Annotated in this window: 14 protein-coding genes; 13 read left to right on the top strand and 1 reads right to left on the bottom strand. The window is 72.7% G+C overall.

Going from position 1 to position 21,311, the window contains the following annotated elements:
- Nucleotides 1–29: 29 nt before the first annotated feature.
- Nucleotides 30–380, bottom strand: coding sequence for a hypothetical protein (locus ACVDFE_RS17445; RefSeq protein WP_458431074.1), 351 nt, complete (start codon nt 378–380; stop codon nt 30–32).
- Between the two features lie 180 nt (nt 381–560).
- On the opposite strand from ACVDFE_RS17445, the gene ACVDFE_RS17440 reads away from it, so the two are divergent.
- The 13 genes from ACVDFE_RS17440 (at nt 561) to ACVDFE_RS17380 (ending at nt 21,310) form a co-directional block, all read left to right on the top strand.
- The gene (locus ACVDFE_RS17440) at nt 561–1,091 is read left to right on the top strand and encodes an NUDIX hydrolase (RefSeq protein WP_360391980.1); all 531 of its coding nucleotides are present in this window, start codon (nt 561–563) and stop codon (nt 1,089–1,091) included.
- A 1-nt stretch (nt 1,092) separates the two neighbouring features.
- The gene (locus tag ACVDFE_RS17435; protein ID WP_458431072.1) at nt 1,093–1,974 is read left to right on the top strand and encodes a cobalamin-binding protein; all 882 of its coding nucleotides are present in this window, start codon (nt 1,093–1,095) and stop codon (nt 1,972–1,974) included.
- A 36-nt stretch (nt 1,975–2,010) separates the two neighbouring features.
- Nucleotides 2,011–2,982: a D-cysteine desulfhydrase family protein gene (locus ACVDFE_RS17430; RefSeq protein WP_458431071.1), complete on the top strand. Its 972-nt coding sequence runs from the start codon at nt 2,011–2,013 to the stop codon at nt 2,980–2,982.
- 331 nt (nt 2,983–3,313) lie between these two features.
- A complete protein-coding gene (locus ACVDFE_RS17425) occupies nt 3,314–5,545 on the top strand; it encodes a VWA domain-containing protein (protein WP_458431069.1) in 2,232 nt (743 codons plus the stop codon).
- A 23-nt stretch (nt 5,546–5,568) separates the two neighbouring features.
- Nucleotides 5,569–8,724 carry a tubulin-like doman-containing protein gene (locus ACVDFE_RS17420; protein WP_458431067.1) on the top strand — a complete coding sequence of 1,052 codons (3,156 nt, stop codon included), beginning with the start codon at nt 5,569–5,571 and terminating at the stop codon, nt 8,722–8,724.
- Between the two features lie 14 nt (nt 8,725–8,738).
- Nucleotides 8,739–10,922, top strand: coding sequence for a hypothetical protein (locus tag ACVDFE_RS17415; RefSeq protein ID WP_458431065.1), 2,184 nt, complete (start codon nt 8,739–8,741; stop codon nt 10,920–10,922).
- On the top strand, nt 10,919–11,923 hold the full coding sequence (locus tag ACVDFE_RS17410) for a hypothetical protein (protein ID WP_458431063.1): 1,005 nt from the start codon (nt 10,919–10,921) through the stop codon (nt 11,921–11,923). Before ACVDFE_RS17415 ends, ACVDFE_RS17410 begins: the two co-directional genes overlap by 4 nt.
- Complete coding sequence (locus ACVDFE_RS17405) at nt 11,920–12,993, top strand: TRAFAC clade GTPase domain-containing protein (RefSeq protein WP_458431061.1); 1,074 nt, start codon at nt 11,920–11,922, stop codon at nt 12,991–12,993. The genes ACVDFE_RS17410 and ACVDFE_RS17405 overlap by 4 nt, the downstream gene beginning before the upstream one ends.
- A complete protein-coding gene (locus tag ACVDFE_RS17400) occupies nt 12,990–15,098 on the top strand; it encodes a DUF4231 domain-containing protein (protein WP_458431059.1) in 2,109 nt (702 codons plus the stop codon). Before ACVDFE_RS17405 ends, ACVDFE_RS17400 begins: the two co-directional genes overlap by 4 nt.
- Nucleotides 15,095–16,321 (top strand): toll/interleukin-1 receptor domain-containing protein, encoded by a 1,227-nt coding sequence (locus ACVDFE_RS17395; protein ID WP_458431058.1) that lies wholly within the window; start codon nt 15,095–15,097, stop codon nt 16,319–16,321. Before ACVDFE_RS17400 ends, ACVDFE_RS17395 begins: the two co-directional genes overlap by 4 nt.
- On the top strand, nt 16,318–17,229 hold the full coding sequence (locus tag ACVDFE_RS17390; RefSeq protein WP_360392008.1) for a MoxR family ATPase: 912 nt from the start codon (nt 16,318–16,320) through the stop codon (nt 17,227–17,229). Before ACVDFE_RS17395 ends, ACVDFE_RS17390 begins: the two co-directional genes overlap by 4 nt.
- Nucleotides 17,226–18,188, top strand: coding sequence for a hypothetical protein (locus ACVDFE_RS17385; RefSeq protein WP_360392011.1), 963 nt, complete (start codon nt 17,226–17,228; stop codon nt 18,186–18,188). Before ACVDFE_RS17390 ends, ACVDFE_RS17385 begins: the two co-directional genes overlap by 4 nt.
- Nucleotides 18,185–21,310 carry a hypothetical protein gene (locus ACVDFE_RS17380; protein ID WP_458431056.1) on the top strand — a complete coding sequence of 1,042 codons (3,126 nt, stop codon included), beginning with the start codon at nt 18,185–18,187 and terminating at the stop codon, nt 21,308–21,310. Before ACVDFE_RS17385 ends, ACVDFE_RS17380 begins: the two co-directional genes overlap by 4 nt.
- Nucleotide 21,311 lies beyond the last annotated feature (1 nt).

The following is a 21,311-nucleotide window of genomic DNA, read 5'->3' as shown; positions in this document are numbered from 1 at the left end:
TCGTCCGGCCCGGTCCGGGTGCGGGGTGCTCAGGCCCGCCAGCGCCGGGAGGCGTGGACCACGTCGCCGACCGCGCGGGCGAGACTGCCGTCGGCGTCGACGTGGGGCTCGTACCCGGCCTGCGGAAGCGGCCTGGCCGGCTCCCTCGGGACCTCGTACGGGTCGCTGTCCTCCCACCGCAGCCTGCGCGCCGTCTTCACGAACGCGACCGCCGCGGCCAGCAGCAGCACGCCGGTCGCGACCGGCCACAGGACCTTCTCCGCGAGGGCGATGGCGAACTGGACCTGGGCCACCACCACGAACACGACGGTCAGCCCGATCACGGACCACGGGGCCGAATGTCCCTCGTGTCTGCGCTTGGCGGCACCGGTTGCCCCCATTGGCGTCACCTCCACCGATGTCGACTCGAACATCGGCGATTGATCGCACGGAGTTACAGCGCCCAGCGTACTCCCCGGGTCGTTTGGTTGCGCACAGTCATCACCCGCGGTGCCGCTCACCAGGCACGGACGGCTGGGCCGGTGCGCGCGTGAATCACCCGCTGGTGTGATCATCGGCGTATGACCGCACAGCACTGCGGCGACCCCGCCGCGTTCGCCGCGGACGTCCTCGACGAGGGTCCGCCCGAGCCCGAGCACGACCCCGGTGTCGCCTCCCGCCGCCCCACCAAGACCGGTGCCGGCGGTGCGCTGGTCCGCGACTCCACCGGACGCGTGCTGTTCGTGGTGCCCACCTACAAGTCCGTGCTGGACATCCCGGGTGGCATGACCGAGGACGACGAGTCGCCGAAGGCCGCCGCGCGCAGGGAGGTCCGCGAGGAGCTCGGCGTCGACCTCCCGCTCGGGCGGCTGCTCGTCGTGGACTGGACACCGCGCAACGGCGTGTGGCGCGACTGCCACCAGTTCGTCTTCGACGGCGGGGTGCTCGACGGTGCCGTCGCGCACGACCCCGAGCTGGAGTCCGTGGTGTACCTGGGACTCGACGAGGCCAGGCCGCGGATCTACCCCTCTTTGCACCGGCGGCTGACCCTCGCCCTCGCCGCGCTGGAAAGCGGTTCCACGCGGTACGCCGAGTTCGGCAGGGAGGTCTGAGGTGCGGATCGTCTCGCTGCTGCCCGCCGCGACCGACATCGTCGCCGAGCTGGGCCTCGCCGGACACCTCGTCGGGCGCACCCACGAGTGCGACTGGCCGCCGTCGGTCGCGGACGTCCCGGTGGTCACGAGCACCGCGGTCGACCAGGACGCGGTGAGCAGCCGGGAGATCTCCGCGACCGTGCACCGCGGTTCGTCGGTCTTCGGCCTGGACGTGGAGCTGCTGCACGACCTCAGGCCCGACGTCGTCCTCACCCAGGACCTGTGCGACGTGTGCGCGGTCTCCTACGAGAGCGTGTCCGCGGCCGTGCGGCTGATGGACGCCGGCCCGGTGGTGCTGAGCCTCGAACCCTCTACCCTGGACGAGGTCCTCGGTTGCCTGAAGACCGTCGGCGACGTGCTCGGGGTGGACAGTGCCGAGCGGATCGACCGCCTGCGCGTCCGGATCGACCACGTCGAACGGCTGACCGCGGGCCTGTCCCGCCCGCGCGTGGCCGCGATCGAGTGGCTGGACCCGGTGTGGCCCGCCGGGCACTGGGTGCCGGAGCAGATCACCAAGGCAGGCGGTGTCCCGCTGCTCGCCGCTCCCGGTGAGCACACGGGGCCGACCACCTGGGAGGCCGTGCACGCGGCGCGGCCGGACGTCGTGCTGCTCGTCCCGTGCGGCTTCCCGATCGGGCGAACGCTGGCCGAGCTGCCCGACCAGGTGTTCCCCGAGACGTGGGTGCTGGACGGTCCCTCGTACTTCAACCGCCCCGGCCCGCGGGTCGTGCGCGGCATCGAGGTGCTGGCGCGGGTGCTGCACGGCGTCGGCCCGGCCCTGGAGCCCGGTGAGGCGACCAGGGCCTGTGTCGAGGTCCATGTTCGCGACAGCCGGGCCTGAGGCGGCCCCTGGGGGCACGGGCCCTAGGCTCGCCCCGTGGACCTGAGCGCATTCCCCCGCGTGGCACTGGGCAGCTGGCCGACCCCGCTGGAGGACGCCCCGCGCCTGACCGCCGCGCTGGGCGGCCCGCAGGTCCTGCTCAAGCGCGACGACGTCAACGGCCTGGGCGCCGGCGGCAACAAGCTCCGCAAGCTCGAGTTCCTCCTCGGCGCGGCCCTGGAGCAGGGCGCGGACACCGTCATCACGTTCGGCGCGCTGCAGACCAACCACGGCCGCCAGACCGCCGCGGCCTGCGCCAAGCTCGGCCTGCGGTGCGAGCTCGTGCTCACCGCCAAGGTCCCGATGACCGGCCCCGCCTACGAGCGGTCCGGCAACGTCGTCCTCGACCACATGTTCGGCGCGAACGTCCACATCTGCGCCACGGCCGAGGAGACCGCCGAGACCTACGACCGCGTCAACCACCCCGGCGCCGTCACCCTCCCCGTCGGCGGCTCGAACGCCCTCGGCACCCTCGGCTACGTCGCCGCCGCCACCGAGCTCGTCACCCAGCTGACCGCCCGCGGCATCGACGACGCCTGCGTCGTCGTCCCCCAGGGCTCCGGCGCCACCGCCGCGGGCATCGCGCTGGGCACCGAACTGCTCGGCTGGCCCGGCACCGTCCACGCCGCCAGCGTGTCCCACAGCGCGGCCGACGCCACCTCCGAGCTCCACCAGCTCGCCACCGGCGCCGCCGCCCTGCTCGGCCACCCCGCCCCGCGGCTCGGCCACGTCACCGTCACCGACGACACGATCGGCCCCGGCTACGGCGTGCCGACCGACGAGGTGTGGGCCGCGCTGAAGCTGTTCGCGTCCACCGAAGGTGTGGTCCTGGACCCGGTGTACACGGGCAAGGCCGCGGTGGCGTTCGAGTGCCTCGTCCCGACGCTCGCGAAGCCCGTCGTGTTCCTCCACACGGGTGGTCTGCCCGGTTTCTACGGCTACGCCCCGGAAGCCGTCGCCCAGTTCTGACCGGCGCTGCGCATAAACGTGTCCTATCGGTGCGTTTCGCGTGCGTTCTTGACATCACGACCGGCCGGATGTTGACCATTTTTTGTCCATGACTCCCGGCTGGACGACCAGGCATAATCGCGACCATGCGTGACCGCGTTTCACTGCCTTCAATTTTTCACCCGCTCGGCGCAGTCACATTCAACCCACGTGCACTGGAATAGGCTGACCTGCTGTTATTTCGCCGACCACCACCGGTGAAAGTGCGGTAACGAGGCAGTGGGCCGGTCCGATCGAAATACCGCGACCTGTCCGTCCACCATTCCACCAGCATCAGTGGGTGAATTGACTCATGCGTCTCTCAGTGCTCGCCTGCACAACGGCCGCGGCGTTGCTGTTGCCGTTGACGGCGGGCGCGGCAAGGCACCAGCAACAACAACCGGAACCCGTGATCACCCCCGCGCACATCGTGGTGCTGGTCGACGAGTCGAGCAGCATCAGCGCGCAGGACGTGGAAAGGGAACGCGAAGCCGCCGCGCTCATCGCGCTCGGCGAGGTCGCACCGTCCAGCTCCATCGCCGTCGTCGGCTTCGGCAGCGACAACGGTGCCCAGTCCCCCGTCGACGTGGTGTGCCCGCCGAGCACCGTCGCCACCGCCCAGGACCGCCAGCGGCTCAGCGACTGCGTGCGGAACCTGCGCAGCCGGGCCGCGGGCCAGGGCGACGGCACCGACCACGCGGCGGCGCTGCAGCAGGCCCTCAACTACCTGCGGGGTGACGAGGAGGGCCCGAAGCTGATCTTCATCCTCACCGACGGCGAGCTGAACGTGAGCGACAGCCCCCGGTACGGCACGGACAACGTCGGCAACCAGCGCAACCTGGAGGCCTCCCGGCAGATCGGCGAGTCGCTCAAGGAGGCGGCCGCCAGGAAGGTCCAGGTCTGGCCGCTCGGCTTCGGCAAGGTCGACCGCGCGCAGCTCGACCGGTTCGCGGCGGAGTCCTTCCAGGGCAGGTGCGGGGCCAGGTCGCCGACGCCGTCGGCCACCGTCGTCACCAGCAGCGCGGACGTCGCCCAGGCGTTGCTCAAGGCCTTCCAGGCAGCGCGGTGCGTCGGTGCGAGCGAGATCCAGCGCACCCCGCTCAGCAGCGGCGGCACCGCGGAGGCCAAGGTCACCATCCCGGTGATCGCGACCGACGGGTCGATCCTGGTGACCAAGCACGACTCCCGCGTCTCGGTGTCCTACGTGGACCCGCAGAACCGGACCGTGCCGAAGTCGGGTGAGCAGGACGGGTCCACGTTCCAGGTGAGCGGCGAGAACGGCGTCGTGGAGGCGCTGCGGATCGTGAACCCGCTGCCGGGACCGTGGACCGTGAAGATCACCTCCGCTCCGGGGGTGCCCGCGCTCGACGTCAGCACCGTCGTCATGTACCAGGGTGCGGTGCGGTCGAGCATGACCGTGAACCCGCCGTCGCCGCGGCCCGGCGAGGAGGTCACGGTCGCGCTGAGCCTGCAGACCAGGAACCGCTCGATCACCGACCCGGCCGCGCTCGCGGACCTCTCGTTCACCGCCGACGTGACGGGCGACGGCTTCACGACGCCGATCGTGCTCAACGACGACGCGCAGAACGGGGACAGCCGCGGCCAGGACGGCATCTACACCGGCAGGACCACGATCCCCGAGCAGGCGAAGGGGTCGGTGAAGTTCAGCGGCACGGTGGCCGGCATCGGCGTCAGCAGCGACACCAGGACCGTCGAGGCGGCGATCGTCAGCGGTCCCCCGGTCTTCACCGCCACCGGCACGTTCGGCAACTCGGACCGGAAGGTCGCGCCCGGCGGGTCGATGAAGGGGTCCGTCACCATCACCAACAACTCCGGTCGTGCGCGCAAGGCCAGAATCCTGGTGGCGGACCCCGCTCCCGGCACGCTCGCGACCATCCCCGGCGAGCAGACCGTCGTGGAGCTGCCGCCGTCGGGCACCAGCACGTTCGAGTTCGACCTGACCTTCGCGGCCGACACCGTCGAGGGCGCCAACGCGGTGACGCTGCGGGTGGTCGACGACGAGCAGCCCGCGTCCGTGATCTACGAGTGGCAGCTGACCGCGACCGTCGCGACGCCGCCGCCGTTGACGGAGATCGCGATCGCCGTCGGGGTCGCCGCGGTCGCGACGACGGCACTGGTGCTGTTCATCATGTGGCGCCGCCGCAGGGACGTCCGCGGACTCGTCGTCCACCTCTTCGAGGGACACCGGTCGCGCGGTGACCTCGCGGCACCGGAGCAGCCGTCGGCGCGGTTCCGCTTCCACCTCGGGGAGGCCGGCGCGGGGGTGCCGCAGCTCGCCCACTCCGCGGGCGGTGACGACAGCTACGTGCTGCACCGCAGCGGAGGGCGGCTGACGCTGCACACGCCGTACGGGGAGACCAGGCGGTTCACCGTCGGCGACCGCGTCGACGTGAGCCCCGCGCTCTCCCTCCAGGTGCTCGACGAGCACGCGTCCGCCGACTTCCCCGGTGACCAGCAGGACCCGTACGCGACCACCCAGCCCGCCGACGACCGGTCCGCCGGCGGCAACCACCACCTGCTCTAGCAGCGGGCAGCGGAAGGACCACGATGCAGATCTACCAGCCCATGATGTACGTCGGACTGGGTGGCACCGGCTGTCGCGTCGGGGCCGAGCTCGAGCGCAGGCTCCGCGAGGAGCTCTGCGGCCCGGACGGCACGGAGCTGCAGCACCGCATGCAGGGCAAGAACTTCCTGCCCTACCAGCTGCCGTCGTGCCTGCAGTTCGTCTACGCCGACCTGTCGGAGGACGAGTTCGGGGCACTGGAACGCCGGGTGGTGCCCGATCCCGAGTACCTGCCGGCCGCGGAACGCACGATGCACCTCGTCCGGGAGCTCGTGCCGCACCACGACACCTACCCCGAGGTCGCGCGCAGCCTGCGCCTGGCCGCCCCGAAGCTCGTCGACACCTGGCTGCCGCCCCCGCTGGGCGAGCCGCGGATCGGCCCGCTGGCGCGGGGCGCGGGGCAGCTGCCGACAGTGGGCAGGGCGGCGTTGTTCGAGACGTTCCGCGGTGGCACGTCGGCGGCGCAGGCACCGTTGCGCAAGGCGGTCGGTGCGATCAACAACTCGCTCGGCGAGCTCGCCCTGCTCGGTGGTGGCAAGAGGTCGTTGTCGTGTGACGTCTTCGTGGCGTTCTCGGTCGCGGGCGGCACCGGCAGCGGTATCTTCTTCGACTTCCTGCACCTCATCGGCGACGTCTTCGCGCACCAGGACTACCGCGCCCGCATCTTCCCGCTGGTGCTCATGCCGTCCGCGTTCGACGAGGGCCTCGGCGGCGGACGGGCCGCGCGGTTGAACGCGGGCCGCTCGCTGCTCGACCTCTTCCGGCTCGTCGACGACCAGAACGCCCAGGTCGCCGGCACCGAGCTGGACAGCTCCGGCATCAGCGGCACGCTGTCGGTGCGGTACCCGGACCGCGAGGAGATCCGGCTGCGGGCCTCGACCGTGCAGACCGCGTTCCTGTTCGGCAAGGGCGCCGGGGTGCAGCGCGACGACCTGCACCGCTCCATCGTGTCGCTGGTGCTGTCCCTGATCGGCACCGACCTCGGCACCGACGGCGACGGCGGCCGCCAGGCCATCGCGCAGACGTACATGTCGTTCGCGGACAGCTTCATCAACAGCGCCGTCGAGCGGGAGGTGCCCGCACCGACCGGCATCGGCAACCGGGGTGTGTCGACGAGCTCGGTGGCGTCGATGACCGTGCCGGTCGACGACATCGCGGACATCATCAGCGCCCGGCTGCTCGCCGCGGCCGTGAACGAGCTCGACGAGCCGGGCTCCGGCCAGGCGGAGAACAACTCGTCCTTCATCGAGCGGTTCTTCACCGAGTCCAACCTGGACCCGTTGCGGCTGCGGGCACCCGTGCCGATCAACGAGGTCTCCGCGGTGTCCGGCGCCGAGGCGATCACCCGCGCGCTGGCCACCCGCGCGAGGACGATGGAGTCCGGCCTGCGCACGCTCGACCAGCAGCTGTCCCGGCAGATCCCGGACCTGGTGCAGACCTTCGACGCAGGCCGCGCGGTGAAGTCGTTGCTGGGCGAGATCGACCTGTTCCGGTTGCGCCGGGTGCTGAACGGCCACGACGGCCTCTCGGACGAGGCCAGCGCACTCGGCTTCGCGCGAATCCTGGAGCTGCGCCGCGGCGAACCGCTGGCACCGCCGGGGATGACGCTGAACCCGCCCGCCTCCGCTGACATCAAGGGCAGGTTCCTGCGCAAGCTGCAGTTCTCCGACCCGCCGGTGCGCGCCGCACTCGCCCGGCAGGACGAGTGGTACGCGTGGCGGGCCCGCCGGGTCTGGCACGCCGCGTGGAACGACCAGGCCGTGCGCTGGGACCTCAAGCTCAAGGCCGTGCAGCAGCAGGTCCTGTCGCTGGTCAACGCCTTCGAGGACCACGCACGGCAGAGCGAGCGCCGCTTCACCGCCCGTGCCCGCGAGCTCTACCAGCAGCGCGTGGGCGTCACGTACCTGCTGCCGCGCCAGGGTGACCTGGAGCCCTTCTACCAGGCCGTCGTGCGCCGGTTCGTCGACTTCTACGTGCACCAGGGCGGGAAGCTGCACCCGACGGCGACCCCCGGCGACCTCGTCACCGAGATCCTCGGGGAGGAGGGCTGGAAGCACGCCTACGACATGGTGCTCGACGGCCGGGGGCCGACCCTGGCGGTGGCGCACGTCAAGGACCGCGTGAAGCAGGCGGTGAAGCGCCTGTTCTCCTACCGCGACGGCCAGCACCGCGCCCTGCTGCCCGCGCTGCAGGACCTCCTGGCCGCGGCGGCGGGCAAGCCCGGCGTGGCGGTCGGCGACGACGAGCTGGCGCAGTTCAGGGAGAAGCTCGCCGGTCTGGTGCCCGGCGGGTTCGCGCCCAGCGGCACCGGCCGCATGCGCATCCTGTTCAGCTACCCCGCCGGCACCAAGGACTTCGAGCTGGAGAAGTACCTGCAGCAGGAGGTCACGCTCCCGCGCACCGGCGCCGTGGTCGAGTTCCGCCCGATCGCCGCCGAGTCGATCACCGTCGTGCTGTTCCGCAGCTCCATGGGCCTCACCGAGGTGCCCGAGGTCCGCGAGGTCCTCAAGCACTGGTCCGACGCCCTGAAGAACGAGGAGCAGCAGGACTTCCTGCGCTGGCGCCAACGCCTCGGCTTCGACTTCGGCTACCTGGCCACGATCCCCGAGCACCGCGAACGCATCCTGCACCACCTGCTGTGCGCGGCCTGGAACGACCAGATCGCCGTCGAGGGCGACGAGGACTCCCCCACCGCGATCCTGGTGCGGCTCGGCGAGGGCGCGCAGGCCACGATGAAGCTGCCGCTCGAACCGTTCGGCCGCATGTCCAGCTGGGCCAGCGTGCTGTCGGCCTACGAGGCGTGGGTGCTGACCGACGACGAGCAGATCCGCCGCGACTTCTGCGCCAAGCTGATCGCCTCGACGCCGAACGGGGTGGACAGCAGGCCGTCGAAACCCTCGAACCTCTACGACCGCATCGTCGGCATGGCGGCCGGCGAGCTCGACATGGTCGACGAGGAGCTGCGGCAGCGGTCCGGCGAGAGCGGCATCCGCCGGCTGCACGCTCTGCGCGAGTTCTGGGAGGACACCCTCTCCAGCGCCCTGCGGCTGCCGTTCCGCGGCGTCAACAACCCGTTGCAGGACAACCTGCAGGACCTGCGCGAGTGGGTCGCCCGCGACCCGGAGTGGCTGCGCCCGTGAACCCCGATCCCGTGATGACGCTCGACCTCCGCACGCCGGAGGGCCGGTCCTACGCGACCAACCTGCGTCGCCGCAACGCCGGTGAGCTCGGCCCGTCCAGCCGCGTCCTCGTCGTCGACACCACCGACGCGCTGGGCACGCACCCGGAGTGGTACGAGCGCCTGGCCCGGCTGCCGCAGGTCACCGGTGTCGTGCTGGTCGCGGTCGGTCCCCTCGACCACGGCGACGGCCCGGTGCTGCGCATGCCGTCCGCGCTCACCGGGGTCGGCGTGACGCTGTGGGTGAACGACGCTCCGGGGGTGCCGTGGGAGGGCGGGTCGCAGCCTCCCGGCGCCGGCCGCGGTGAGTCCACCGTGGACGACCTGCTCGCCGCGCTGCGGTTCCCCGGGGTGTTCGACCGCGTGCTGCAGGAGGTGCGCAGGATGCCGCACCAGAGCGCGAACCCCGGTGTCGCGGTGGACTACGCGGCGGTCGAGCCCGGACTGACGCGGGCGTTGAAGCTGCGGGCGTTGCGGCAGCTCGTCGCGACCGGGGTGGCGGCGCGGCTGCACGACCGCGAGTCCGCGGAGCTCGCGTCCGTGGTGCGCGGGGCGACCGATGGCGAGACCGTGCCGGTGCTGCCGGGATCACCGCTGCACGAGGCGATGACGGCGGCTCGGGACCGGGTGGCCGCGGCGTCGCGGGCGGTGGACGCGTTGCGCGGCCTCGGTGGGCTGCTCGGCACCGGCAGGACCCACCGGGTGGTGCTCAGCCGCCTCGCCGACGCCGGCGAGGCGGTGGCCAGGTACCACGGGCTGACGCGCCGGGTGCTGGAGGACGTGGACTCCAGCCTCGCCGAGGGCTACCCGCCGCCGACGGAGCTGGTGGCGCAGGGCCTGCCGTCACCGGCGCCGGTGAACTCGGTCGAGCTCGCGGACTCGCTGCGCAAGGCGGTCACCACCGAGCTCGCCGGTGGCAGGACGTTGCCCGGTCTCGCCGACCAGGCCCGCGGGCTGGGCAACCAGCTCGGCGCCACGCGCAGTCTCGCGGTCACCGGCGAGGTCGTGGACGCCGACGCCGCGACGTGGATGCGCGGGCTCACCGCACCGCCGCCGTTCAGGCCGTGGCCCACGCCGATGGCGCACCTGCTCCCGGTGGTGTTCGTGACGTGCCTGCTGGCCTCCTGGCTGCCGGGGATGAGCTGGTGGCCCGCCGCGGGGCTCGCGGTGCTGTGGCTGTTCCTGGTGGCGCTGCTGTTCGCCCGCGCGCCCGGCTCGCCCGCGGCGGGACCGCAGCTCGCCGTCACCGCGCTCGTCGCCGCGGTCAGCGGTACCGCCGGGGTGTTCCTCCGCGCGGTGCCGTCCCCCGGCGCCGCCGCCGGTGCCGCTGTCGCGGCGGGACTCGGCGTCTCGGCGGTCGTCGCCGTGGTGCTGGGCTGGAACCGGGCGGTGGACGCGTGGACGGCCGCGGTGCCGGTGCGCAGGGCGGCCGCGCTCACCCGGCAGCTGACCGAGCAGGTGACGAGGACGATCGAGGACCGGTGGCTGCCCGCCGACCGCAACCGCCGGCTCGCGGACGCGCTGCTGGTGGTCGCGGGCGGGCTGGACGCGGTGTCCGGGGTGTTCTCCGACGTGATCCGCGACCGGCGCGAGGAGGGCGGCCAGGTCCTGAGTGGGGACAGCTCGGCGGGGCTGGCCGACGTGCTGCACCACGACCTGGTCGCCATCGCGCTGGAGGTGCTGCGGCCGTCGTTCGAGGAGATCGCCTCGCAGATGCCGCTGTCCGGCGACTCGCACCGCGCCTTCCTGCGGGCGCAGGACCTGATGTCCGGCTACAACGACCACCTCGACCACGCCGGGCTGCGCGAGCTGCCGCCGTTCGTGACCGACGAGGGACCGCGCCGCCGGCTCGCCGCGACGCTGTGGCGCAGCTCCGACGCCAGCAGGCGCGTTCTCCTGCTCACCGAACGCAGCCGGATGACCCAGCTCTGCGCGGCCGAGGACATCCGGCTGCTGCAGGCCGACGGCGCGGTGGTGCTGCACTTCGCCTCCGCGGACATGGACCTGCCTCCCGCCGACACCGGCGAGGTGGTCCGCACCAGGGGCGACGCGGTCGGGGCGCTGCGGCTGACCCCGATCCTCGCCAGGTACGTCGAGTCCAGGGTGCACGCGGTGACCGAGCACGCCGAACCTCCGCACGAGCAGGGAGAGCCGCGATGACCTTCGCCGGCACCAACTTCGACACTCTGACCGGCCGCGACCCGGCAGGCCGCCCCGCCTCGTGGCTGGTGCGGGTGCTGGAACCGGAACCCGCGGGCGACTCGGCCCTGGCGACCCACCGGGTGAAGACCCACGACGGCACCACGTTGCTGCGCCGCTCGCTCCCGCTCACCGGTAACCCGCTGGACGCGTCGATCGCGGAAATGCTGCTGGACAACGAGATCAGGGCGCTGGTCCGGTTGCACGCGCGCTACCCCAGACCGGTGCCGGAGCTGCCGAGGATCGTCGGGTACGACTTCGACTCGAGCACCCCGTTCGTCCTGCTGGAACCGCACGTCGGCAAGTGCCTCGACGGCAGCCCGCGCACGCTGCTGATCGACGAGCGGCGCCGGTTCATGGTCGGCGTGTTCCGGGCGTTGGCCCACCTCGCCGCGGTCGACCTGGTGCACGGTTCGGTCGGGCTCGCGTCGCTGTGCTGGGACGGCGCCACCGCCCAGCTGGTGAACCTGGAGCACGCGGTGAACCCCGGCGAGCCGACCCGTTCCGGCCTGTCGCGCAACGGTTCCGTCGCGCACACCGGCGACGACGTCCGCGCGGCCGGCCGGATGGTGTACGAGCTCGTCACCGGCAAACGGGTCGAGCTGGGTGCGGTGCCCGACCTCACCGCGCAGCCGGAGCAGCTGGCCACCCTGCTGCGCGGGGTGTTCGCGGCACGCCCCGCCGACCGGCCGACGGCGCTGGAGGTGCTGGAGCGGCTCAACGACCGCGACCCGCTCCTCCCGCCCACGGACACGACGGCGCTGATGCGGGCGGGCTACGACCGGTTCGACACCCTGCGGCCGGTCAAGGCGACGGGTCCCCGGCAGCCACAGCCACCGCCGCCACCACCGGTCAGGCGGTTCGCGCCCCGCCCGGAGCGCAAGCCGGTCCCGCTGCTCCCGTTGGCGCTGCTGGTGTTCCTCGCGGTCGCGGTGGTCGTGGCGCTGGTGGTCACCCGATGACGACGCCTCCCGAGTCCACCCGCGTGCAGTGCCCGATCTGCCTGGAGCTGTTCTCCTGGCGCGACGACGAGCTGTACCGGCGGGTCGTCGACAGCAGTGGCGCGCGCTGGGTGCGCGCGGACCTCTCGCACATCAACAACCCCGTGAAGAAGCAGGACCGCCGGGCGCGCTGCTACGTGCGGTGCCCCAACAGCAGCAAGGAGAACAAGGAGCACTACCTGCCCGTCTCCTACCGCGACCACGGCACGCCGGTGGTCATCGGGCTGGTCGGGCGCAGCCGGTCGGGCAAGACGCACCTGCTGGCCAGCATGATCCACGAGGCGTTGCGCGGCGACCTGCGCCACCACGGCCTCGTCTTCGAACCGGCCGACGAGCTGCGGCACTCGGCGTTCCAGCGCGAGATCGACCAGCTGATGCTCGGCAACAAGCTGGAGGCCACCGAGTTCCTCAACGAGGACGTCACCACGTACCTGTTGCTGCGCAGCAACAATGGACCGACCAGGCCGCTGGTGTTCTTCGACGTGGCCGGTGAGGACTTCGTCACGTCCGGGCCGCAGGGGCTGGGCGGCCAGTTCGTGCTGGGCGCCACGGCGTTGATGTTCGTCGACCACCCGGCCGGCGCGGTGCCGGCGTTGCACGGCGCGGGCCGGGTCAGCACGAACCCGGCGTTCTCCGGTGCGCTGGAACGGATCGGGCGGCGCGAGGACGCGCGCGACCTGCCCGTCGCCGTGGTGCTGACCAAGGCGGACGAGCTGCGCTACGAGGCTCCGATCGATCACTGGATCCGCCGCGACGACCTGCGCGAACCGCTGGACGCGGCCCAGTTCCGCGCCGAGAGCAGGGACGTCTACGCGTTCCTGGACCGGCACGAGGCCAGGCCGATGCTCGACGTGTTCGAGCGGTTCCACCGCAGCACGTTGCACGTCGTGTCGGCGACCGGCGCCGAAGCCGACGACAACAACACGTTCCCCCGCGGCGTCCGGCCGGCCAGGGTGCTGCGGCCGCTGCTCGCGCTGCTCGCGATGGCGGGGCTGGTCGCGCACCCGCAAGCGGCGGAGGTGGGCAGGTGAGCGACCTCGACCAACTCGTCTTCGCACCGGACGAGCGCAAGGGCATGAGCCTGTACTCCGCGTCGTTCCCGGTGCGGGACAACGACAGCTGGCAGGACTGGGACGGCAAGCTGATGCTCTACGCGCGGTTGCTGAGCGAGCCGGGCGGCAAACCACCGCCGCGCGCGTCGTTCACGCACGTCGCGTTCGCGGACGGCACCGCGGCGCTGGTCCGCCGTTCCGGTCAGCCCGGTGACGTGGGGCGCAACGTGGCGCACGCGGTGATCGGGGACCGCGCCGCGATCAACGACCTGCTGCCGCGCCTGGTCGGGTGGGACCGCTGGCTGGACCACAGGCCGGTCAGCCTCCAGCTGCCGAAGCCGGACCCGGCCGACTTCCCGGGCCCCCGGCCGTTCGAGCTGGACGATCCCGTGCTGGTGCCGATCGCGACCGCGGTGCTGGCCAGGCCGGACAGCTCCTTCAGCGTGATCGGCGTGCCGGAGGAGCTGCGGCTGCCGGTGGTCTGGCGGCTGCGGTCGCTGTGGCCCGAGCAGGAGTGGACGTTCTCGACCTACGAGAAGAGCGACGAGGACAAGCCGAACCTGCCCAGGGTCGTGTTCCTCGCCGAGCGGCCGACCGCGCTGGTCGAACCGCAGGAGGGACGGGTGCGCATCGACGTCAACGACGACGTGCGGTCCGGCGACCACACCACGAAGCAGGCGCGGGCGATGCTCAACGGCCAGCAGGTGCCGGCGACCACCACGGCGGTCGCGGCGGTGCCGGACGAGCCGGTGACCGAGGTGGTGGAGGTGGTGGAGATGACTGACCGGCACGAGGCGCCCGCACCGGCCCGGCCGCTCCAGCCGGCCGGACCCACCGCACCGGTCCGGCCGCTCCAACCGGCCGGGCCCACCGCGCCGGCCGAGGTGACCGGCCTGCCGAGGACCGGACCGCGCAGACCCGCGGTCGCGGTGGTGGACGGCGACGCCCTGGCCGGGATTCTGCACAGCGACGACCCGTTGCACCGGCGGCTGGAACGGCTGACCAGGCTGCTCGACGCGCTCGACGCCTCGGCGGTGGACCACCAGGTGCTCGCCTGGGTCGAGGACGTGGCGGTGCCGCGCACGCTCGTCGCGTTCATCGTCGACTACCTGGAGTCCCGCGGTGTCACCGGGTTCGACCGGGCTCTCGCCCGGCGCTGGCGGGCCGAGCAGGGCATCCACCACCTGCCGCCGGAACCGGTGGGACCGCCGCCGGCCAGACCGCCGGTGGACGCGAGGCTCGTCGAGCGGGCGTGGTCCGAGCAGGAGGCGTGGTCGCGCAAAGCCGGGCAGCACAAGAGGTACGTGGTCGCGCTCCGGCTGATCGTGCTGGGCTGCCTGCTGTCCGGTGCGGTCGGTGCGGTCGGTGCCGCCCAGCTCACCACCGGGCCGCGCTGGGCAGCGGCACTCGTCGCGGGTGCCACCGCCGCGGTCGTGGCGATCGGCACCTGGATGCGCAAGCAGCTGGAACCCGAGGAGCGCAAGCAGTGGACGTACGCGCGCCGGCGTTCCGAGTCGTTGAAGTCCGAGGTGTGCCGCTACCTCGCGGGCGCGGACCCGTACCGGCGCGCTGACGCGGACCAGCGGCTGAGGCGGCACGTCGACGAGCTCCTGCCGATCGCCACCGCGGCGACCGCTGCCAAGTCGCCCGGGATCACCGGCATCACGACCTACACCCGGTTGCGGGTGCAGGACCAGATCGCCCACCACGTCTCGAAGGCGGACCGGTACGAGACCTCCCTGAAGCGGGCCCGGCTCGCCGAGTTCGGCTTCGGCGTCGCCGCCACGGTGCTGGCGGCGGTCGGCGCGGTCGTCGGCGGGCACGTCGTGGTGTGGATCGGTGTGTTCACCACGATCGCGGGTGCCATCACCGCGCACATCACGCTCACCGGCTACGAGCACCTCGTCGTGCGGTACCGGCGCACCGCGGCCGACCTGCACCGCCTGCTCACCGCGCTGGCCGACCAGCCGGACGAGGCGGCGCAGGACCTGTTCGTCGCGGAGTGCGAGCGGGTGCTGGCCCAGCAGAACGACGACTGGGTGGCGCAGCTCACCCCGTCCGCGGCCGGAAAGGACCAGCGATGACCGACCTGCGGTGGGACGTCTTCATCAGCCACAGCACCTCGCCCGCTCCCGAGGGGGTCGCGGCGCGGCTGCTGGAGGAGCTGCTGGAGTGGGACGCGCTGCCGGCCTGGCGGGTGCGCGCCGACCGGGAGTTCCTCCACCTCGGCGACCGGTGGCAGGAGCGGATCCGGGAGGTGGTCAACGAGAGCAACGTCGGCGTCGTGCTGCTCGACGAGAACGCCTTGCGCAGCAAGTGGGTCAGGCGCGAGACGCGGCAGATGATCGACCGCGGCCGGGACTTCCGGGTCATCCCGGTCCTGATCGGCCTCACCCGCGCCGACGTCGAGGAGGCCGGGTGCGAGGAGTTCACCGAACTGGTGCGGGACCGGCACAACATCGTGGTCCGCGACGACGGCCAGGTCGTGCTCGACGAGCTGGGGACGTTGCTGGGCACGGAGGTGATGGCCGCGCTCACCCCGGAGGAGATGTCCTGGGTGCAGCGCATCGCCTACTACCTGCCCGAGGACGAACGGATGCTCGCGAACGCGTTGCGCAGGTTCGACCCCGTGCGAGACCTCCCGCCGCTGCTGCCGCGGGAGAGGCTCGCCTACCGCATCCTCGAGTCGCGGCTGCACAAGGTCGTCAAGGCGTTGTTCGTCTTCCTCAAGCACGACCTGGTGAAGCGGCTGCGCCCGGAGTCGAGGGCGATGCTGGCCGAGCTGATCGAACCGAGCTGGATCGAGTCGTCGCTCGCCCGCCGCATCCCGCCCCACACGCCGTCGCAGGTGTGCGTGCTGAGCACCGGCAACCCGGTCCCGAAGGCGCAGCGGCCCGGCGTGTGCGTCGACACCGGCGTGCACCTGGTCCGGCGGGCCACCTGCTGGGACGAGGAGAACGTCGAGGTCCGGCCGTGCGGGGACGTTCCGGTCGGCGACCCGAGCGAGATCCCGCTGCACCTGGGCGACCAGTACCAGTGGGAGGAGGACGTGAAGAACTACATCGTGCTGGAGGCCGGTCGCAACCTCCGGTCCAGGTTGGACACCGCGCGAGCGGTGCGGGACCTGTGGCCCGACGTGGTGGTGGTGCTCGTCGTCGATCCGGGCACCGACCCCGTCGGTGAGAAGTTCGACCAGCACCTCGGTCCTTACGGCACCGTCGTGATCGAACACCGCGAAGAGCTCGAAGCGAACAAGGCCATGGACAAGATCCGCGAGGTCCTGAGGATCGAGAAGGCGGGCCGATGAGCACCGGAACGGACACGACGCAGGTCGAGACGGACGGCAAGAGGTACGTCCGGCCGCCGGGGCTGGACCTCGCGGTGCGGGTGGCGACCGCGACGAGCAGGCCGCTGCTGCTCTTCGGCGCGCCGGGGTCGGGCAAGTCCAGCCTGGCCAAGAACATCGCCTACCGGGACGACCTGCGCTACTACGAGCACGTGGTCACCGCGCGCACCTCGGCCAGGGATCTGCTGTGGTCGTTCGACAGCGTCCGCCGGCTCGGCGACGCGCAGCTCAAGGTGCGGGACTGGCGGGACGACGACTACGTCACGCCGGGCGTGCTGTGGTGGGCGTTCGACCGGGCGAGCGCCCTGACGTTCAAGCGGGCCAAGGAACCGCACCCGTCCTGGAACACCGGCGAGCGCAGGCGGCCGGGCGCGGTCGTGCTCATCGACGAGATCGACAAGGCCGACCCGGACGTGCCGAACAGCCTGCTGGTGCCGTTGGCCGACCGGTTGTTCACGGTGACCGACCTCAGCGAGGCCAGGGAGGTGCGGGAGGTGGCGGACCCGCGGTGCCTGATCGTCATCACGTCGAACCAGGAACGCGAGCTGCCCCCGGCGTTCGTGCGGCGGTGCGTCGTCCACGAGCTGGAACCGCACGACGAGCCGACGTTGCGCAAGATCGCCGAGAGCCACGTGGGCAGGGACCGCAGGTACCCGCTGGACCACCTCATCCGGAAGCTCCAGGACGCCCGCAAGCAGGCGCGCGCCGACCAGCGCAGGCAGCCGAGCACCGCCGAGTTCATCGACGCCATCCGGGCCTGCCTGGGCGAGGGCATCGAGTCGACGACGCACCTCGACCTGGACCCCATCCTGAAGATGATCTTCGAGAAGGACGCGGGCACCGGTGCCGCGCCGGGGTGGTCGCCGTGACGGCGGCGGCCTGGCTGGGCGATCTCGTCAGGGCGGTCGCCGCCGAGACGCCGCCGGGCCGGGAGCCCGATCCCGCGCTGGTGCGGCAGATCGAGCGCCTGCTGGGGATCGAGCACGGCACACCGCCGGTCGTCGAGGACGCTGCCCCGCCGCCACCGGAACCGCAGCCCCTGCCGCCGCCGGAGGAGCACGTGCGAACGCGGATGCCGGAGGCGGAGGAGACCGGCAGGCGGTTCGGCGACTTCGAGCAGCCGCCGTCGTACCGGACGGAGCAGGACCCCATGGTGGGCCTGAAGGTCTCGTGGGACGACGAGGGCGAGCCGGACCGCCCGTGGCTGCCGGTGCCGGACCTGCCCGTGCTGAGCCCGGAGCAGCTGCTGCGCCGGCCACCGCACGAACCGCTGCTGCGCCGCGCCTCGACCTCCGCGGTGGTGCAGGCCCTGTTCTCCCGCCGGATGCCGGACACCGAGGTCGACGTGCCCGCCCTGGTCGAGCAGCTGGCGTCGGCGCGGGCGGTGAGCGAGCTGCCCCGCCTCGCCCACCCGACCTTGCGCTTCGGCGCCCACGTGCTGATGGACCGCTCGGAGGGCATGTCGTTGTTCTGGCGCGACCAGCAGGCGCTGGTCGGCGTGGTCAACAGCGTCATCGGCGCCTCCCTCACCGAGGTCAGCGTGCTGTCCGGCTCACCGCGCCGGATGCAGCGCGGCCACCGCCACCCCGCTCCCGACCGCGCGGTGCTGGTGCTCGCGGGCTTCGGCATCCGTCGCGGGCGGGCCGAGCAGGAGGTCTGGGAGCCCTACGTGCGCTGGCTGCGGCGCCGGCGCTGCCGGGTGGTCGCGCTCGTGCCGTTCCCGCGCGACCGGTGGCCGGGGTGGCTGACCTCGCTGATGCCGGTCGTGAGCTGGGACCGGGTCACCACCGTCGGGGCGGTGCGGGCGGCGCTGGGGCGGACGTCGTGATCCGCGAGCGCCTCCGCGAGGAGCTGGACCGCCCGAGCGTCGCCCCGGACGTGCAGCTCGCCGTCGCGCTGAGCACCGCCACCCGGATCGAGGCCGAGCTGGTCAGGGCGGTCCGCCTCGGCGTGCTGCCCCACCTCGACGTGGGTGCCGAGTCCGACTTCTGGTTCAGCGACTGGGTCGGGGCACGCCAGCCGCAGGTCGTGGCGTTGCGCTCGGACCTGCTCGACCTCCTGCGCGACCGCCTCGCCCGCTACGACGAGGCGGCGCTGGAGACGTTGCGCGCCATCATGTTGCGCAGCCACCGCAACCTCTCCCCCGCGCTGGCGCTGGAGGAGGACGTCACCTGGCACGCGTGCACCGGCGGCGAGGAGGGGTTCACCGTCGCGTGCGCGCTGCTGCGACGCGCGTCGAAGGCGATGGTGGTGCAGGGCCGCGACGGCGTGGCCGGCTGGGTGGCTGACGCGGTGCACCGGCTGCCGCGGGAGGTGTTGCGCAGCACCGACGGCTGGCACGCCGTGCTGAACGCGCGCAGGACGCGGTCCGAGGACATCACCGCGGAGCCGGAGCACGTCGACGCACGGGTGATCGAGGAGATCCTCATCCCGGTGGCGCACGGGCAGGACGACTCGACCATGCGCCGGTGCGTCGGGGTGCGCTGGGACGACGGCGCGCTCGTGCTGGGCGAGGGCGTGGACGGCGGGGTCACCATCCGGCTGCCGCACCACGTGCCGCCCCTCGTGGAGCTGGTCGAGTACGGCAACAGCGAGGGCGACTGGCACCTCATCGGGCAGTCACCGCCGTTCCGGCCGGTGAGACCGGGCCCGGTCCGGCTGCGCACGCTGGACGGCCGGGTCTTCGACATCCCCGAGGCCGTCGGCGACCGGGTGCAGGCCTCGCCCGTGCTCGTGCAGGTCGAGGGCGCCCAGGGCGAGCCGGCGCGGTTCTGGCTGCAGCCGGTGCGGTTCGAGACCGGCGAACGGGCGCGGGCGGGCCAGCCGGTGGCGTTGCTGACGAGGGTGCTCGACACCATCCCGGCCGACCCCGGCGCGTTGTCGAAGCTGCACGGCTGGTTGGCGCAGGAGGAGGTCTGCGCGGTCAGGTTGCTGCACGGCTGGACCGAGGAGCAGCGGATCCGGCTGGCCACCCAGATCGCGGCGGCGGGCGAACGAGAGGGCTGGCACGTGTTCCGCGGACGGCAGGACCCGGCGGCGGCGCAGTGGCTGCGGTCGGACAAGCCGCAGCCGGGGCCGAAGGGCGTCCTGCTCGTGGTGGACCGCGCGGACTCGTGGCACCCGCAGCACCTGCGGGGCATGCTCGCGGCGCTGCTGGACGGGTCGGCGCGGACCAGGGTGCTGCTGCTGTCGCTCGACGCCGGGTCGTGGTGGAACGCGGTCGCACGGGCGTTCCCGGCCGCCGACGTGCACTGGGCGGCACAGCGGCTCGACGCCGACCCGCCGCGGGAACGCACTGAGCTGTACCGGCGGGCGATCGACGTGATGGCGGACGCGATGTCGGCGGACCTCGACCCGGCCCGCGACCCGCGCGGTCCGTGGACGTCGCAGGACGACGTCGAGCTCGTCGCGGTGGCGGCGGCGCTGGACGCGCTGACCAGGCAGACCAGGAGGGGCTACGCGGGCGCGGCGAAGCTGGTGCTGCGGCACGAGCACGTCTTCCGCACCCGGCGGGCACCCGAGCACGACGGGCAGCTGGCCGCGCTGGTGTTCCTCGCGACCCTGCTGCGGCCGTTGCACGTGGGCGCGGCCCGCGACCTGTGCCTGCACTTCGAGCTGATCGACGCCGAGCACGACTGGCGGCCGCTGCTCGCCGCGTACGAGCGGCTCTACCCGCTCGACCAGGAGGCGCTCGACCCGCTCGGCCCGTGCCAGCTCGCCGACGACCTGCTCGCGGGCGTCCTGGTGGACCAGGACGCCGATCTCGGCGTCGACCCGGCCTGGGCGGTGCGGCTGCTCGATGCGATCGCGACGGCCACGTTCCCGGAAGACCCCGGCGTCGAACCGCACTCGATGGCCGCGCTCGCCCACGCGTCGGCGCGGTTCCGCCAGCTCGCCACCGGCTTCCTCAACCCGATCGTCCACTCCCGGCCGGAGCTGCTGGTCCGCGCGGGCGCGGCGGCGATCATGACGGCGCTGGCGAACGCCGACACCGAGCTGCTGGAGCGCATCCACGGCGCTCTGCCACCACCGGACGAGCGCGAGGTGCACCTCGACCCGGCCGTGGTGCGGCTGGAGCTGGCGCTGGTCGACCACCTGCGGTCGGAGGGTGCGCCGAGTCCGGAGCGCGACGCGCCGCTGGACCTGCGGCTGGCGCGCAGCCAGGCTCGTGCCGGTCTGCTGGAGGCGGCCCTCACGACAGCGGCGAAGGCCGCCGACGGGTACCGCAGGCTCGTGGTGCGGGAACCCCGCGTGCACACCACCGGCCTGTGCGAGTCGCTGGTCCTGCAGAGCGGGCTGCTGGGCGAGCTGAACCAGTCCGAGCAGGCGCTGGCGGTCGCCGAGGAGGCCGAGTCGCGGCTGCGGACGCTCCAGGTCAAGCGCCGGGACGAGCCAGGCTCCACCCTCGCCTCCGCGCTCGCGAACCTGGGCAGGCAACGCGCGCGCAGCGGCAACACCGGGCACGCCCTGCGCGACGTGCGGGAGGCCGTGACCATCCTGCGCGACCTGGCCGAGGTGCGGCGCGCCGAGTACGAGCCGGAGCTCTGCGAGGTGCTGGTCAACCTCGCCGAACGCGCGGGCGAGGCCGGGGAGCCGGAGCTCGCGCTGTCCGCGGTGGAGGAGGCGGTGGCACTGGCCGCCCGGCTCCACGCCGCCAACAAGTGGGCCCACCTCCACCGCTACGCCGCAGCACTGGCTGGGCGGTGGCGGTGGACCGGGTCGGCGAGCGACCTGGACGAGGCGGTGTCGTTGTACCGGCAGGCGGCGCAGGCATCACCCGAACGGTTCGACCTGGCGCTCGCCGGCGTGCTCGTCGACCGGTCCCGCACCACCGGCGACCTGTCCGCGCTGGAGGAGGCGATAGGCCTCTACCAGCGGCACAAGCGGGCAGAGGACGAGCTGGCCGCGGCGGTTGCGCTGCGTGACCAGTGGGAGGGCGGGTCGGTGTGAT

Source organism: Lentzea chajnantorensis (assembly GCF_054300775.1).
This window is presented reverse-complemented; position numbering and strand designations above follow the sequence as displayed.